The sequence below is a fragment of the Stenotrophomonas bentonitica genome, assembly GCF_013185915.1.
Lineage (GTDB): Bacteria > Pseudomonadota > Gammaproteobacteria > Xanthomonadales > Xanthomonadaceae > Stenotrophomonas > Stenotrophomonas bentonitica.
In genome coordinates, this window is sequence record NZ_JAAZUH010000003.1 from 299,172 (window position 1) to 311,978 (window position 12,807).

General features: G+C 68.0%; 12 protein-coding genes. 2 read left to right on the forward strand and 10 right to left on the reverse strand.

Annotated features, from left to right (window positions below):
* Window positions 1–140: 140 nt before the first annotated feature.
* The 8 genes from HGB51_RS17285 to HGB51_RS17320 all read right to left on the reverse strand — a co-directional run bounded on the left by HGB51_RS17285 (window position 141) and on the right by HGB51_RS17320 (window position 7,498).
* A complete protein-coding gene (locus HGB51_RS17285; protein WP_070208762.1) occupies window positions 141–1,775 on the reverse strand; it encodes a CsgG/HfaB family protein in 1,635 nt (544 codons plus the stop codon).
* A gap of 18 nt (window positions 1,776–1,793) precedes the next feature.
* Complete coding sequence (locus HGB51_RS17290; protein ID WP_070208777.1) at window positions 1,794–2,453, reverse strand: hypothetical protein; 660 nt, start codon at window positions 2,451–2,453, stop codon at window positions 1,794–1,796.
* Window positions 2,454–2,497: 44 nt separating this feature from the next.
* On the reverse strand, window positions 2,498–3,598 hold the full coding sequence (locus HGB51_RS17295) for a hypothetical protein (RefSeq protein ID WP_070208763.1): 1,101 nt from the start codon (window positions 3,596–3,598) through the stop codon (window positions 2,498–2,500).
* A complete protein-coding gene (locus tag HGB51_RS17300) occupies window positions 3,589–4,791 on the reverse strand; it encodes a hypothetical protein (RefSeq protein ID WP_070208764.1) in 1,203 nt (400 codons plus the stop codon). The genes HGB51_RS17295 and HGB51_RS17300 overlap by 10 nt, the downstream gene beginning before the upstream one ends.
* 99 nt (window positions 4,792–4,890) lie before the next feature.
* Window positions 4,891–6,144, reverse strand: coding sequence for an RNA polymerase sigma factor (locus HGB51_RS17305; protein WP_070208765.1), 1,254 nt, complete (start codon window positions 6,142–6,144; stop codon window positions 4,891–4,893).
* A 57-nt stretch (window positions 6,145–6,201) separates the two neighbouring features.
* Window positions 6,202–6,609, reverse strand: a complete 408-nt coding sequence (locus HGB51_RS17310; protein WP_070208766.1) for a VOC family protein — start codon at window positions 6,607–6,609, stop codon at window positions 6,202–6,204.
* 16 nt (window positions 6,610–6,625) lie between these two features.
* A complete protein-coding gene (locus HGB51_RS17315) occupies window positions 6,626–7,051 on the reverse strand; it encodes a VOC family protein (RefSeq protein WP_070208767.1) in 426 nt (141 codons plus the stop codon).
* A gap of 27 nt (window positions 7,052–7,078) precedes the next feature.
* The gene (locus HGB51_RS17320) at window positions 7,079–7,498 is read right to left on the reverse strand and encodes a YciI family protein (RefSeq protein ID WP_070208768.1); all 420 of its coding nucleotides are present in this window, start codon (window positions 7,496–7,498) and stop codon (window positions 7,079–7,081) included.
* Window positions 7,499–7,711: 213 nt separating this feature from the next.
* Here HGB51_RS17320 and HGB51_RS17325 point away from each other — a divergent pair, with 213 nt between their 5' ends.
* Window positions 7,712–8,086: a YciI family protein gene (locus HGB51_RS17325; RefSeq protein ID WP_070208769.1), complete on the forward strand. Its 375-nt coding sequence runs from the start codon at window positions 7,712–7,714 to the stop codon at window positions 8,084–8,086.
* Between the two features lie 9 nt (window positions 8,087–8,095).
* Here the strand turns inward: HGB51_RS17325 and HGB51_RS17330 are convergent, their stop codons facing one another.
* Window positions 8,096–10,180, reverse strand: coding sequence for a gluconolaconase (locus HGB51_RS17330; RefSeq protein ID WP_070208770.1), 2,085 nt, complete (start codon window positions 10,178–10,180; stop codon window positions 8,096–8,098).
* Between the two features lie 142 nt (window positions 10,181–10,322).
* Here HGB51_RS17330 and HGB51_RS17335 point away from each other — a divergent pair, with 142 nt between their 5' ends.
* Entirely contained in the window at window positions 10,323–11,831 is a 1,509-nt protein-coding gene (locus tag HGB51_RS17335; protein ID WP_070208771.1) for a tetratricopeptide repeat protein, read from the forward strand.
* 15 nt (window positions 11,832–11,846) lie between these two features.
* On the opposite strand, the gene HGB51_RS17340 is transcribed toward HGB51_RS17335, so the two are convergent.
* The gene (locus HGB51_RS17340; RefSeq protein ID WP_070208772.1) at window positions 11,847–12,620 is read right to left on the reverse strand and encodes a lytic transglycosylase domain-containing protein; all 774 of its coding nucleotides are present in this window, start codon (window positions 12,618–12,620) and stop codon (window positions 11,847–11,849) included.
* Window positions 12,621–12,807: the final 187 nt, after the last annotated feature.

A 12,807-nucleotide genomic window follows, 5' to 3' on the forward strand; every position in this document is an offset into this window, starting at 1 on the left:
ATGGGAATTCCCCATCATCAACGGATAGTAACCGTGTCGCACGTGCCGAAGGGTACGGGGAGCCGGCCGGCGGCCGGCACTACGTCAACGGGTTGCCGGTAATGCGTAGTGCCCGCCGCTGGCGGGCTCCACGCAATCCATCACCAGTTCGGATCTTCAGCCGGCGCTTGGGCCTTAGGCGCCGCCGCACGGGCCGCCTTGGGCTTTGCGCTGCCAGCGCCGGACGCAGCCGCTGCCACGTCCTTCACCGCCCCCACCTGCTGGCGCAACTCGATCGAACCCGGCTTGAACGCGCTGCCGCCCACATCCGCGCCGCCTTCAATGGTGCCGTAGGAGGTCTGCGAGGCCACCCGGTCCACCCGGATCGTGCAGCAGGGGGTCTCATTGCGGCCCAGCGAGCGACCGGTCTGCGGGTCCTTCAACTCCTCGCCCAGCATCACCGCCTGCCAGCGCTGGCCCACCTTCAGCGTGTCCCCGCCCTGGCTCAGCACCACCTGGTCCCCGGTCATCGCCACCACCGACACCGGAAAGATCTCGGTGATGATCGCGGTGCCGATCTGGCCCGACAGCGACTCCATCATCGCCGCCGCCATGCCCTTGCCATCCACCACGCGCGGCAGGGTGCTCGGGCCGGTCGACGCCAGCTGGTGGTCGAAGCTGTCGGACATCACCACCTCGCCGGTGGTGGCGTTGATCAGCCGCAACGTGATCCGCCCGCCGCCGGAGTACGAGCTCACCTGGCGGTCGGACATGCGCAGGTTGCGCACGCTGCGCGGGTACTCGAAACGTTCGATGGTCGGAATCAGGATCAGGTCGGTGGCCAGCTGCTGGCCCAGCCGCGCGGTGTCCTGCAGGCGCACGTTGCCGCTGTTGATGTGGTCGATCTCGGCCTGCATCTCCTCGCCGAACTCACGGTCGAGCACGATGAAGCGCTTGGTCTGGGTCAGCGTGTCGTTCAACCGCGCGCGGATTGCGGCGGCCACCTCTTCGCTGGCCACGCGGCCGTCGCCCACCGCGTAGCTGCCGCTGCGCACGTGCGGCTGCGCCACCACGATCTTCGGCCGGCCCTGCTCATCCGGCGCGCGGTACTGGGCGATATCGGCACGCACGCGCACCTTCCAGTAGCTGCGCATGGTGCGGCGGCTGACGTCCGACTCGAACGACTGCGCGCCGCGCTCGGCGTTGACGCTGGCCTGTTCCTTGTAGCTCTGCTTCATGCTGGCCGAGGCCGACGCAGAGCCGTCTGCCGCTTCGGCCTGCGCCTGCGCCGAGCCACTGGCCGAGGCAGACGCTGAATATTTGTAACCGGCGTCGCTGGCGCGAACGCGGGCAATCACTTCTTCATCGAGCTGGGTCACTTCTTCCTGCGAAAGGATTTCATAGCCCAGCACCGCCCCCTGCGAGGCGGCGATCATCTGCTGGGCGAACGCGTCGGCGCGGATGTCGCCGACGTGTTCCCCATCCACGTCCACATGCAGGCCCGCACGCAGGCTCTGCATCTGGCTGGCCACGCGCACGCCATTGACCTGTGCCACCGCCGACTGCAACGCCGCCAGTACTGCCAGCTCCGGCGTGCTGCCGACGCCATCGGCTTCGCGCGCCACCTTGGTGGTGCCGCCGAAATCGGGCGTTCCGCGCAGGGGTTTCTCGGCCGGGGCTTCCAGCTTCGAATCCTGCTTGGGGGCCGCCGCCTCCACCGGCGCCTCCTGCTTGCCGCAGGCGGCAAGCAGGGTCGCGGTGAGGGCCAGGCCGAACAGTCGGGTTGAGGTCTGCATGCGTGGCGCTCCGTTGGCTTACAGGGTGTCGAGCAGCGACTCGGCGTTGCCCGGCACCTTGATCTTGCTGGCGCGGGCGAAGGTCAGCGCCGCCTTGGACGAGCTGTACAGGCCCTTCAGGTAGCCCGGCGATTCCTTGGCCACCCAGGCACCGGCGACCAGCTTGCGGCCCACGGTGGCCAGCTGGGTCGCGCCCAGGTTCTTCATGCCGTTGGCGAAGTTGCTGGCTTCACCGCTCAGCTTCTGGCCTTCCACGGCCGAGGCGGCCAGCGCGATCAGGCCGTCGGTGTAGTGCTGCTTGGACTCGGCGCTCAGCTCCGGCTTGGCCGCCACGCGCTCATCGATCGCCGCCTGCGCGGCTTCGCTGACCGAGACCGACTTCTTCATCTGGTCCACGTTGACCGAACCGGACGACAGCGCCTGGCGCTCGGCTTCCAGCAGCTGCACCTGCTCGGCCAGGCCGAAGGCCTTGGCGAACGCGGTCTGTGCTTCCAGCGAGTGCGACTGCGACGCGGCGAAACGACGCACCAGCGCTTCCTGGTCGGCTTCGCTCGGGGCGGCCGAGGACGACGACGACGAACCGCCGCCGGCCAGGTCCTTCAGCTTGCCGAACTGCGCGTGTGCCGGGGCGGCGAAGGTGGTGGCCAGGGCCAGTGCGATGAGGGTCTTGCGGATCATGGTGTAGTCCTTGATGAAATGCGGGTTGCGGTGCCGGCGTGCGATCAACGCACGGCCTTGACGTTCAATTCGTTGATCATCTGCTGCGCGCCCTTTTCAGAGGCGATCTGCAGCGCGTTGGTGCGGGCCACGGTCTCGTTCGGGCCGGTACCGGAGAACTGCACCGGACCTACCGACGACACGGTCTTCGGGAAACGGCCGCTCACGTCCAGCACCTTGCCGGTGACGGTGACGAACACGCGGGTGTTGCCGCTGACCGGATCACGGTCGCGCATGCCCACGTCGAGCGTGCCCACGGCCAGGTACGGAATGTTGGCCGCCTTGATGCCATTGGCGGTGTCGCGCAGGGTCGCCGCCGACAGGTCATTGCCGGTGCTGAAGTCCTTGCGGATGCGCTCGATGCTCAGCAGGCCACGGCTTTCGCCTTCCACGTATTCCGCTTCCACCACTTCATAGCCGGCGGCGCTGAACGCACCGGTCATGGCGGTGTTGATCTCGTTGGCGTTGGCCACCTTCCAGCTGACGTTGTCGCTGCGCGCGGTGGTGCTGCCACCGGAGGTGATCGACACCGAGGCGTTCTGGTTGATGCTGCCGTTGGTGCTCACCGAGTTGCCACGGAAGCTGTCGCCTTCGCGGGTCTTCTCGTCGTAGCTCTGGCTGGCGTCAACGCGGCGGTATTCCTTGTCCTGGAACGACTGCACGGTGTCCTGCGAGCGCGCCATGAACAGGAAGGTCAGCAGCGAGCGCTCGTTGCCACGTGCACCCGCGGTAGCCGAACCGGCGTCCAGCTTGGTCTGCAGCAGGGTGGTGTTGATCTCGGCACGCACGCTGACCGTGTAGGTCTTGGCCTTCTTGTCTTCGGTGTCCGAGAGCGGCACCGCCGACAGCACGTAGCGGTCGATCTCGCCGATGAACTCGGCGCGGCGGTCTTCGAACAGGCGCAGCTTGGCCGCACCGGATTCGGCGATGTACGCCTCCAGCGCGTTGACCTTGGCCTTCTTCAAGGCTTCGGCGCGGGTGTCGGCGCTCAGGCGCAGGCCATAGCTGGCCGAACCGGTACCACGGGAACTGGCGGTCTGAGCCGACACCGGCGCGGCAACCATCAGGGCAATGAGAATCAGCAGTACGGCACGAATCAACGGCATGAGGTGATCAACTCCTGGAGGGCTTGGGTCTGTTGCTGCAGCGGCTTTCCGCCGGGCTTCTGTTCGTCCAGCCAGGCGCGCGCGTCGGCACGCTTGGCGGCGGCGCCCGCGAAGGCGTCCAGTCCGGCGAGCACGGTTTCGTAGCTGGCCGACCACTGGTCCACGTGCCACTGCGTGGCCGGCACCACCTTGGTGGCGCCCTTGCGCAGCGGCTGGTCGAAGAACACCTTGCCCGAGAACGGCTCCACCACCGTGGCCTGGAAGAACGCGCCGAACAGCATCGTCTTCATCGCCGGGGTTTCATTGATCACGCCGTTCTTCAGCGCGTCCAGGCGCAGCTTCACCACGTAGTCCGGCTCGGGAATCTTCAGCTGGTAGACCTTGCCGTCGGCAAAGCGCGCGGCCATCGCCCCGCCGATGGCCTGGCCACTGGCCGGCGGCAGCAGGCCGATGCCGGTGTTGGACGAGAGCGTCTTGGACAGTTCGTGGGCGAGCGTGGCGCGCAGGACCTGCTCATTCACGGCATCGGGCAGCCTGGCGCGAACGGCGTCGGAGAGGGTAACTTCACCCACCTGGATGCGACGGGTGGACGCCGCCGGCAGCTTCGCCTTGGCAAGGGTTCCGGCCAGCACCTGCGGCAGCGCGGTGGGCGCATTGCCGTACAGCAGGTCGGCGACGATGGTGTCGATCTCTTCGTCGTCGGGCAGGTATTCCATCACGTCGATCCGCTGCAGCGTGATCGGGTAGGACGCTACTACCTGGCGTTCGCGGAAGTCGAAGAACAGCGCCTGCAGCGCCACTTCCACCAGCACCTTGTACTGCCCGCCAATCGGCTCGATCGAGACCAGCTCACGGTCCAGCGCGGTGGCCAGCACGGTGGCACTGGTGGTGCCGTCGAGCATGGCCAGCGGCTGGTCGATCAACTCCAGATTGGCCTGCGGCTGCGCCTTCAGGCGCGCCCACAGCGTTTGATTGAGCGGGGCCAGCCCGCGCGCTTCCAGTACCGCTGCCGCACGCGGGGTGCTGGCTTCTACGGCGCTCTGTTCGGCGGTGTAGGCAAATCCGGCCCAGTAGGCCTGCTGCGACTTGTCGGCGGCCTGTGCGCTGTTGGCAACGGCGGTGCCCACCAGCAGCAGCCCGCACACCAGCAGCCACGCGCCATGCGCGCGCGTGCGCTTCTTCCCTGAAAACATCGTCCCGCGTCCTTATCGGCTGGACCAGACGGGTGCCTGGTCACTTTCGTGAAGTGCGACACGATAGAAGATGAATGCGACGCAATCAAGTCAAGCGGATCAGCGGGAACCCGCTCGTGCCTGCAGAAGCGCCCGTTCCCGGGCATTGGGCGTAAGCCGCGCCGCGCGCGCAAAGGCTTCTGCAGCTTCCTCATTCCGGCCCATCTGCGACAAAAGGTCACCCTGCACCGCCGCCAGCGGCGCGTAGTCCTGCAACCGCGGATCCTCGGCCAGCGCTTCCACCAGCGGCCATGCCACAGCGGCGCCTTCCGCGCGCGACACCGCCACCGCGCGGTTGAGCTCCACCACCGGCGACGGCTGCACCTGCGCCAGCCGCGCATACAACGCGGCCATGCGCGCCCAATCTGTCTGCTCGGCGCGCCGCGCGCTGGCATGACAATCGGCAATCGCGGCCTGCAGCACGTAGCCATCGTCCGCGCCGCCCAGCGCCAGCGCCTGCCGCAACGCGGCCTGGCCGCGCGCCACCTGCAGGTGGTCCCAGCGGGTGCGGTCCTGCTCCGGCAGCAGGATCGGATTGCCATGCGCGTCCACCCGCGCCGCCGCGCGCGAGGCCTGAAGTTCCATCAGCGCCAGCAGCCCATGCACCTGCGGCCACGTCGGCAACCGCTGCTGCAGCACGCGGCCCAGCCGCAGCGCCTCCTCGCACAGCGCCGGGCGCATCCAGTCATCGCCGCTGCTGGCCGCGTAGCCTTCATTGAAGATCAGGTACACCACCGCCAGCACTGACCCCAGCCGTTCCGGCAACGCGGCCTGGCGCGGCACCTCGAACGCCACCTGTTTCGCGGCAAGCGTGCGCTTGGCGCGCACGATGCGCTGGGCGATGGTCGGTTCGGGCTGCAGGAAGGCGCGCGCGATCTCGTCGGTGGTCAATCCGCCGAGCAAGCGCAACGTAAGCGCCACCCGCGCATCGGCCGACAGCACCGGGTGGCAGGACACGAACATCAGCCGCAGCAGGTCATCGCCGATGTCGTCCTGCAACGCGTCGCTGTCGTCAGGCAACGGCAGCGGTTGCGGCTCCAGCTCCGTGCCCCACTGCGCATGCTGGCCGGCCACGCGCTGGTGCTGGCGCAGCACGTCGATGGCGCGATTGCGTGCGGTGGTCATCAACCACGCTCCCGGATTGTCCGGAACGCCCTGCGTGGGCCAACGCTCCAGCGCGGCCAGCCAGGTGTCCTGGGCCAGTTCTTCGGCACGCCCGATGTCGCCCCCCAGCATCCGCGCCAGGCGTGCGATCAGGGCCGGCGACTCCATCCGCCAGAGGGTGTCCAGTCGTTGCGTGAGGGCTGCATCCATGCGGCGAATGAGAGCATCGCCCACCGCGCCGCACAAGGTGCGGCGCGGCAGCGGGCATCAGCCGGGTTCGCCGTCCATGTGCGCCACTTCCCAGAGGTGGCCGTCCGGATCGGCGAAGCTGCGCTGGTACATGAAGCCGTAGTCGCGCGCCTCGGTCGGCTCGGTGCCGCCCACGGCCTTGGCCTTCTCCACGGTGGCGTCCACGGCGGCGCGGCTGGGCGAAGACAGCGCCAGGATCACCTGCGCCTGCTTGTGCGCATCGCCGATGGGGCGGTTGATGAAGGTGGCGAAGAAGTCCTCCTTCAGCAGCATCAGCATGATGGTGTCGCTGATGTTGAAGGACGCCGCCTTTTCATCGGTGTAGGTCAGGTTGGGGGTGAAGCCAAGGGCGGCGAAAAAGCTCTTGCTCTTCTCCAGGTCCTTGACCGGGAGGTTCACAAAGATCATCTGCGGTGCATCGCTCATGGTCGGTCCTTGGTAATCAGTAGGGCTTCATGCAGTTGACCATCCACGGCTTGCCGTACTTGTCTTCGAGCATGCCCCAGCGTTTGGCCCAGAAGGTCTCGCCGATCGGGAAGGTGATCTTGCCGCCTTCGGCCAGCGCCTTGAACACGCGCTCGGCTTCGTCTTCGGTCTCCACGTCCACGTTGATGGTGGTGCTGCCGTTGTCGCCCGACCCCGGGCCGTCCGCGGCCATCAGGATCGCGTCGCCCACCTCCAGCTGGCTGTGCGCGATCAGGTCCGGATCGCTCGGACCCTGGTTGTCGCCGCAGCCTTCCATGTTGTCGCTGGGCGGCATGTCGCTGTACTTCATTTCCGAGGTGACCTTGCCACCCAGGGCCTGGGCGTAGAACGCCATCGCTTCGTGGGTCTTGCCGTTGAAGCCGAGGAACGGAATCAGTTTCATGGGACTCTCCAGAGGGTCGGGGGTGGGTCAGTCGGCCTGGCCGATCTGCTCGCGCAAACGCTGTTCCTGTGCACGTAATTCCGGGGTGAAGGCTTCACCGAAATCTTCCTCGGTGTAGAACGGACGGATCTCGACCACGTCGCCGGGCAGGAACGGGGCGCGCTTGAGCCACTCGGTGGCTTCGTCCACCGAACGCACCTGCCACAGCCAGAACCCGGCCACCAGCTCGCGGGTTTCGGCGAACGGGCCGTCGATCACCTGCGGGGCGGCGCCGGTGTAGGCCACCCGGCGGCCATGCGAGCTGGGGCGCAGGCCGTCGCCGGCCAGCATGATCCCGGCGTTGATGAGCTCTTCATTGAAGTCGCCCATCGCCTTGAACTGCGCTTCGGTCGGCAGCTGCCCGGCCTCGGTGGCCTCGGTTGCCTTCACGATCACCATGACTTTCATTGATCTGTCCTCGATGCCGGCCCGGTTGGCGGGCCCTTCACTGGTTACGACGCCCCAGTGGACCGGAAATCGACACGGTCGCCAAACAAAACTTCCAAGGCCGCCACGCCATGTCGGACACAGCCCCTGAACAGGCCGGGGGCGCTGCACTGCAACAGGACTGTCGCGCGGGCTGGGGCATCATGGCCGCTCCCCCGCACCGAGGTCGCCGCCATGCAGTACCTGCTGCTGATCTACATCGACGAGGCCCTGATCAAGGACCTGCCAGCCGAGGAATACGACCGCATCATGCGCGGCTGCATCCAGCACGCGGACAAGCTGGAAGCAGAAGGCACCCTGGTGCTGTCGCAACGGCTGGAACCGGTGAGCGCGGCGCGTACGCTGCGTACGCGCGACGCACAGGCGCGCATCACCGACGGCCCCTTCGCAGAAACCCGCGAACTGCTGGCCGGCTTCAACCTGATCAACGCACCCAACCATGAAGAAGCGATGCGCATCGCGCAGCAGTTCCCATGGTCGCGCTACGGCAGCATTGAAGTACGCCCGGTGGAGGACATGGATGTGGAACGCGAGCGCGTAGGCGCGTGACGCTGTGGGTCACGGCAACAACGTGACCTTCAACTCGCGCACGCCCACCGCCTCATTCCCGCTGTAATCGCGCGCACTCGCACGAATGGTGTAATCGCCCGCCGGCAACGCATCCGGCTGCCACCGCCCGGTTTCCACCAGCCCGTCGCGCACGGTGTTGGTGACCAGGTACCGGAACCGCGTCACCGCACTGCCATGCACCGTGATGCCGCTGTCTGGCGCATACGCCACCACCGTGGCGCTGTTCTCGCGCGGCATGCGATTGAACACGATGTTGAAGCGCGGCTGCTCGTAGCCCACCAGCGGAGTACCGGCGGCATCCAGGATCTGATAGCCCACCTGGTACGCCCCCAACCGGCGACGCGGCAGGTTGTTGTCCACCTGGTCCCACGCCTCCACCACGATCTGCACGCCCGGGCTCTGGCGCGGAATCTCCACGCGCCCGCCGGGGCCTGCCTTGATCGGCTGGTCCCTATCGTCCAGCAACGCCACCTCGGTAATGCGCGGCGCGAAGCTGTCGGCGTAGTCCACGAAGCCCAGCGCCACCGCGTTGCGCTGGAAGCCACTGGCGCCCACGCTCAGGTGCACATGCGCCATGCGGTTGATGCTGCCCAGCGGCTCGCCCGCCTTGAACCGCGTGCCACGGCGCACCCGTATCCGCTCCAGCTTTCCATCCAGGTCGCGCAGCTGCGGCCAGCGCGTATCGAGCGGACGGTCGCGCGCATCGCGGCCCACCTTCATGTGGATGTAGCGCAGCCGGTCCAGCGAGAACCCTTCGCCCTGCCCGCCGACCGCCCAGCTCGAAAACGGGCCGCTGACCTTGCCGTCGGCAATGGCCAACACGGTCTGGCCCACGTCGCCGCGGATGTCGAAGCCATCGTGCAGGTGGTGCCGGCTCTCGCCGCTGAAGTTGCCGCGCACCTCGCCCAGCGTGCCCACCACTTCATGCCAGCCCAGCTGCGGCGCGAGAGGCCAGCGTCCGCCGGTGTCGGGCAGTGGCGCATCGGCAGCCGGCCCGATCAGCGTCGGTGCCGGGGTCGCCCCTGCGGCCAGCGCGCGCACCCGGTGCACGCGGTACGACGCCGCATCGGACAGGTACAGCCCACCGTTTGAATCCAGCGCCAGCCCGGCCGGCCGCGAGAAGCGAGGCTGCGGCGCCACGCCGCCCAGCGCCAGCACGTGGCCCTGCGCCGTGAGCTGCACCACCTTGCCGTCGAAGTCGCTGATGTAAACCACGTTGTCGTGGGTCACCGTCAGCGCCATCGGTCCATTGAGCAGGCCGCCGTCGGCCAGCAGCGTGTCCACCGTGCCGTCCGGTGCCAGCCGGCGTACGGCGTTGTTGAGCATGTCGGCGACCAGCAGGTTGCCGTGGCCATCCAGCGCCAGCGCCACCGGGGTATCCAGGCGTGCGCCGATCCCGGCGCCGTCCACGTTGCCCGGTGCATCGCCACCGGCCAGCGTGCGCACCTGGCCATCGGGTTCGATCACGCGGATCCGGTCGTTCCAGGTATCGGCCACATACACGCGGCCTGCGGTGTCCACCGCCACGCCCATCGGGCCATCGAAGCGCGCCTGCGCGGCCGGGCCATCCACGTATCCCGCCGTGCCATCGCCCGCGATCGTGGTGACGTTGCCATCGGTGCCGATCCGGCGGATCACGTGGTTGCCGGTGTCGGCCACGACCACGTTGCCGGCCGTGTCCAGCGCGATCGACGAAGGGGTGTTGAACTGCGCGTGCAGCGCCGGACCGTCACGCCAGCCCTCGCCCTGCCCGGCCAGCGTGTCGACCCGGCCGTCCGGATACACGCGGCGGATGCGGTTGTTGTCGCCGCCGTCGGCTACGTACAGCACGCCCTGCGAGTCTAGCGCCAGGCCGTAGGGATCGGCGAAACGCGCCTGCGCGCCCGCGCCGTCGCGCATGCCGCCGACACCGTCACCGGCCAGCAGCGAAATCTCAGGCGCCCAGCCCAATACGGTTGCCGGAGGGCCGGGCGGCGGCGCCGGTTCGGCCGGCGTGCGCAGGAAGGTCCAGGCCAGCGCAGCCGCCACCACTACGGCGACCAGCACCGCCATCGTCCATCGTGCACGCGTCATCGCGATCCTTGCCTGCTGCCGTTCGGGCCATGACCTTAGCCGGTGCAGGCGCGCGTGCAAACCCCGCGTGTACGTGCCGCGACTTGTCTGGAACGCGCGTTCCGGTTTCAATCAAGGGCCAAGCCAAGGAAGGACGCTCCGCATGACCTGCCGCACCGGCATTGCCCTCGCCCTCGTGCTGTCGCTGTGCGCTGCCCCGCTGGCGGCCACTGCTGCAGCGAGCGTGGATGCCACCGCCCCGGTGCCCGAGGGTGACCGCGCCTTTTACATGGAGGTCGGCGAAGCCATCCAGCAGGCCGAGCGCGGCGACACCCTGGGCGCGTCCATCGTGTTCGAGCGCCTGCTCGCCGACCCGCGCCTGGCCACGCTGGCAGTGGAAGGCCGCAGCCACGTGTGGGCCTCGGCAGCGATGGTGGCGGCTGAGCAGAAGGACTTCGCCCTGGCCACGCAGCGCCTGCAGCAGGCGCTGGCGATCAATCCGCACAATGCATACGCGCGCCTGCGCCTGGCCTGGTTCCAGCTGCATGGCCAGCAGACCGTGGCCGCCGCCGACAGCGTCATCCTCGGTGCGGCCGACAGCGAAGACTCACCGGACATCACCACCGAGATGGTCTGGCAGCTGGACACCGGGCTGAAGGACCAGCCCGAGAAGCGCTTGGCACTGCTGCAGGCCCTGTTCGACAGCAACTGGAAGAACGACGGCGTCGAGCCGGTGGAACTGTGGGTCATCCTCGCCACGCTGCAGGTCGAGGCCGGCCACGGCGACAAAGTGCCAGCCACGCTGGAGCGCATCGACGCCCCCATGGCGCTGGTGCGCCTGCGCAGCGACAAGCGCTTCGACCCCTACCTGAAGCGCGACGACGCCCGCTACGAGCCGGTCGCCGCCGCGCGGCGGCAGATCGACCGGTTGCGCGTGGAGACCATGCTGCGGCCCGGCATCAACGAAACCGCCGTGGAGCTTGCCACCGCGCTGATGATTGCCGGCGACCTGGGCGACGTGGTGGGCATGACCGATCAGATTGCCGCCGCCGCAAACGCGGCCACCCAGGCGCCGGAGGAGCAGGCGTTCGCCATAGGCTGGATGCTGGACACCCGCAGCCGCGCCCTGCGCCGCCTGGGCGAGAATGACCGCGCCGTGGCCAACCAGCTGATCGCGGTGCGCATGGCGGAAGGCAGCGACACGGTCAGCCAGAAACTCAACCTGGCCGCGTTGTACATGTCGCTGCATCGGCCGATGATGGCACGCGAGGTCCTGCGCGACACGGACGACGCCAACCTCAGCGCGTACGGCATCAGCAGCCACGCGCTGGTCTCGCTGATGACCGCGCGGCAGTTGAAGGACGATACCGCTGCACAGCGCGCGTGGACCGTGCTGGAGGCCAACCGCACCGAAGCGCCCGGCCAGTACCGCGACGCCCTGCTCACCGACAACCGCATGGACGAAGCCGCGCAAATCGTGATCGCGCAGCTGGCCGACCCGCTGGAGCGCGTCCAGATCCTGCTTGATCTGCAGGACATGCGCGAGGGCCCGGTGCTGGAAGGCGAACGCGATTACCACGAGCGTTGGGAGCAGATGAAGAAGCGTGCCGACGTGCAGGCGGCGGTGGAAAAGGTCGGGCGCATCGCCACCTATCCGCTGTTTTCTTACTGAGCCTGCCGGCGCAGCTCAGCGCGCCGGTGTTTCCGGCTTGATGCCCATCGCCTCGCGATAGCGTGCGTACAGCGTGCCCACCTTCTCCACGTAGGCCAGCGTTTCGGCATATGGCGGCACGCCCTTGTAGCGGGTCACCGCGCCGATGCCCGCGTTGTAGGCCGCAGCCGCCAGGGTGCGGTCGCCTTTGTAGCGGGCCAGCAGCGCCTTCAGGTAGCGCGCGCCGCCATTGATCGACTGCTCGGCCGAGAGCGGATCTGAAACGCCCAGTTCGGTGGCGGTATCGGGCATCAGCTGCATCACCCCCTGCGCACCCTTCGGCGACACCGCACCCGCATCGAAATTGCTTTCCGCATGCGCGATCGCGCGCAGCCAGGCATCGTCCACGCCGGTCGCGCGCGCCGCCGCCTTGAACTGTTTCGCATGCCGGTTGAGCTGCGGCTTGCCCACCTTGCCCAGCCCTTCATGCGCCGGCTCGCCCGGTGGCGTGGCCACGGTGAACTTCAGGAACACCCGCGAACCGGGCAGGTTGCGGGTGGAATACACCAGCTGCCCGTCCTGCTCCCGCTCGTACAGGGTGCCGCTGAACACCCCCATGTTGCCCCACAGGTTGGGGGCCTGCACCGCGTTGTCATCCACCTGTTGCGCCTTGCACTTCGAGCCGGGCTCCGGCGCGGTTGCCAGGCTCACCGTGTTGTTCTGCACGCAGCGGTACACCGTGCGCGCCGCTGCCGTGCCGGGCAACAGCAGCGGCAACAGGGTCAGCACGATGGGCAGCAAGGGCTTCATGGTGGCGCGATCATCCTGCCGGGGGCGCGAACCACGGGTGAATCCCGACCGTGTCGGCTTCACCCTGTCTCGGCGCCCGGATGTCGACACTGGGGAAAATCCGACAGGATTGTGCGGAAAGCCCTGTTCCAAACCGTCGTTCCAGGTGGTCATATAGCGCTCATTCCCCCGCCCCAACCGGCAGAGA

What these genes read in the sequence shown, in the direction of transcription:
- HGB51_RS17330 (WP_070208770.1), bottom strand. Translation starts at nt 10,180, where the DNA reads ATGACGCGTGCACGATGGACGATGGCGGTGCTGGTCGCCGTAGTGGTG.
- HGB51_RS17335 (WP_070208771.1), top strand. Translation starts at nt 10,323, where the DNA reads ATGACCTGCCGCACCGGCATTGCCCTCGCCCTCGTGCTGTCGCTGTGC.
- HGB51_RS17325 (WP_070208769.1), top strand. Translation starts at nt 7,712, where the DNA reads ATGCAGTACCTGCTGCTGATCTACATCGACGAGGCCCTGATCAAGGAC.
- HGB51_RS17320 (WP_070208768.1), bottom strand. Translation starts at nt 7,498, where the DNA reads ATGAAAGTCATGGTGATCGTGAAGGCAACCGAGGCCACCGAGGCCGGG.
- HGB51_RS17295 (WP_070208763.1), bottom strand. Translation starts at nt 3,598, where the DNA reads ATGCCGTTGATTCGTGCCGTACTGCTGATTCTCATTGCCCTGATGGTT.
- HGB51_RS17305 (WP_070208765.1), bottom strand. Translation starts at nt 6,144, where the DNA reads ATGGATGCAGCCCTCACGCAACGACTGGACACCCTCTGGCGGATGGAG.
- HGB51_RS17300 (WP_070208764.1), bottom strand. Translation starts at nt 4,791, where the DNA reads ATGTTTTCAGGGAAGAAGCGCACGCGCGCGCATGGCGCGTGGCTGCTG.
- HGB51_RS17310 (WP_070208766.1), bottom strand. Translation starts at nt 6,609, where the DNA reads ATGAGCGATGCACCGCAGATGATCTTTGTGAACCTCCCGGTCAAGGAC.
- HGB51_RS17340 (WP_070208772.1), bottom strand. Translation starts at nt 12,620, where the DNA reads ATGAAGCCCTTGCTGCCCATCGTGCTGACCCTGTTGCCGCTGCTGTTG.
- HGB51_RS17290 (WP_070208777.1), bottom strand. Translation starts at nt 2,453, where the DNA reads ATGATCCGCAAGACCCTCATCGCACTGGCCCTGGCCACCACCTTCGCC.
- HGB51_RS17315 (WP_070208767.1), bottom strand. Translation starts at nt 7,051, where the DNA reads ATGAAACTGATTCCGTTCCTCGGCTTCAACGGCAAGACCCACGAAGCG.
- HGB51_RS17285 (WP_070208762.1), bottom strand. Translation starts at nt 1,775, where the DNA reads ATGCAGACCTCAACCCGACTGTTCGGCCTGGCCCTCACCGCGACCCTG.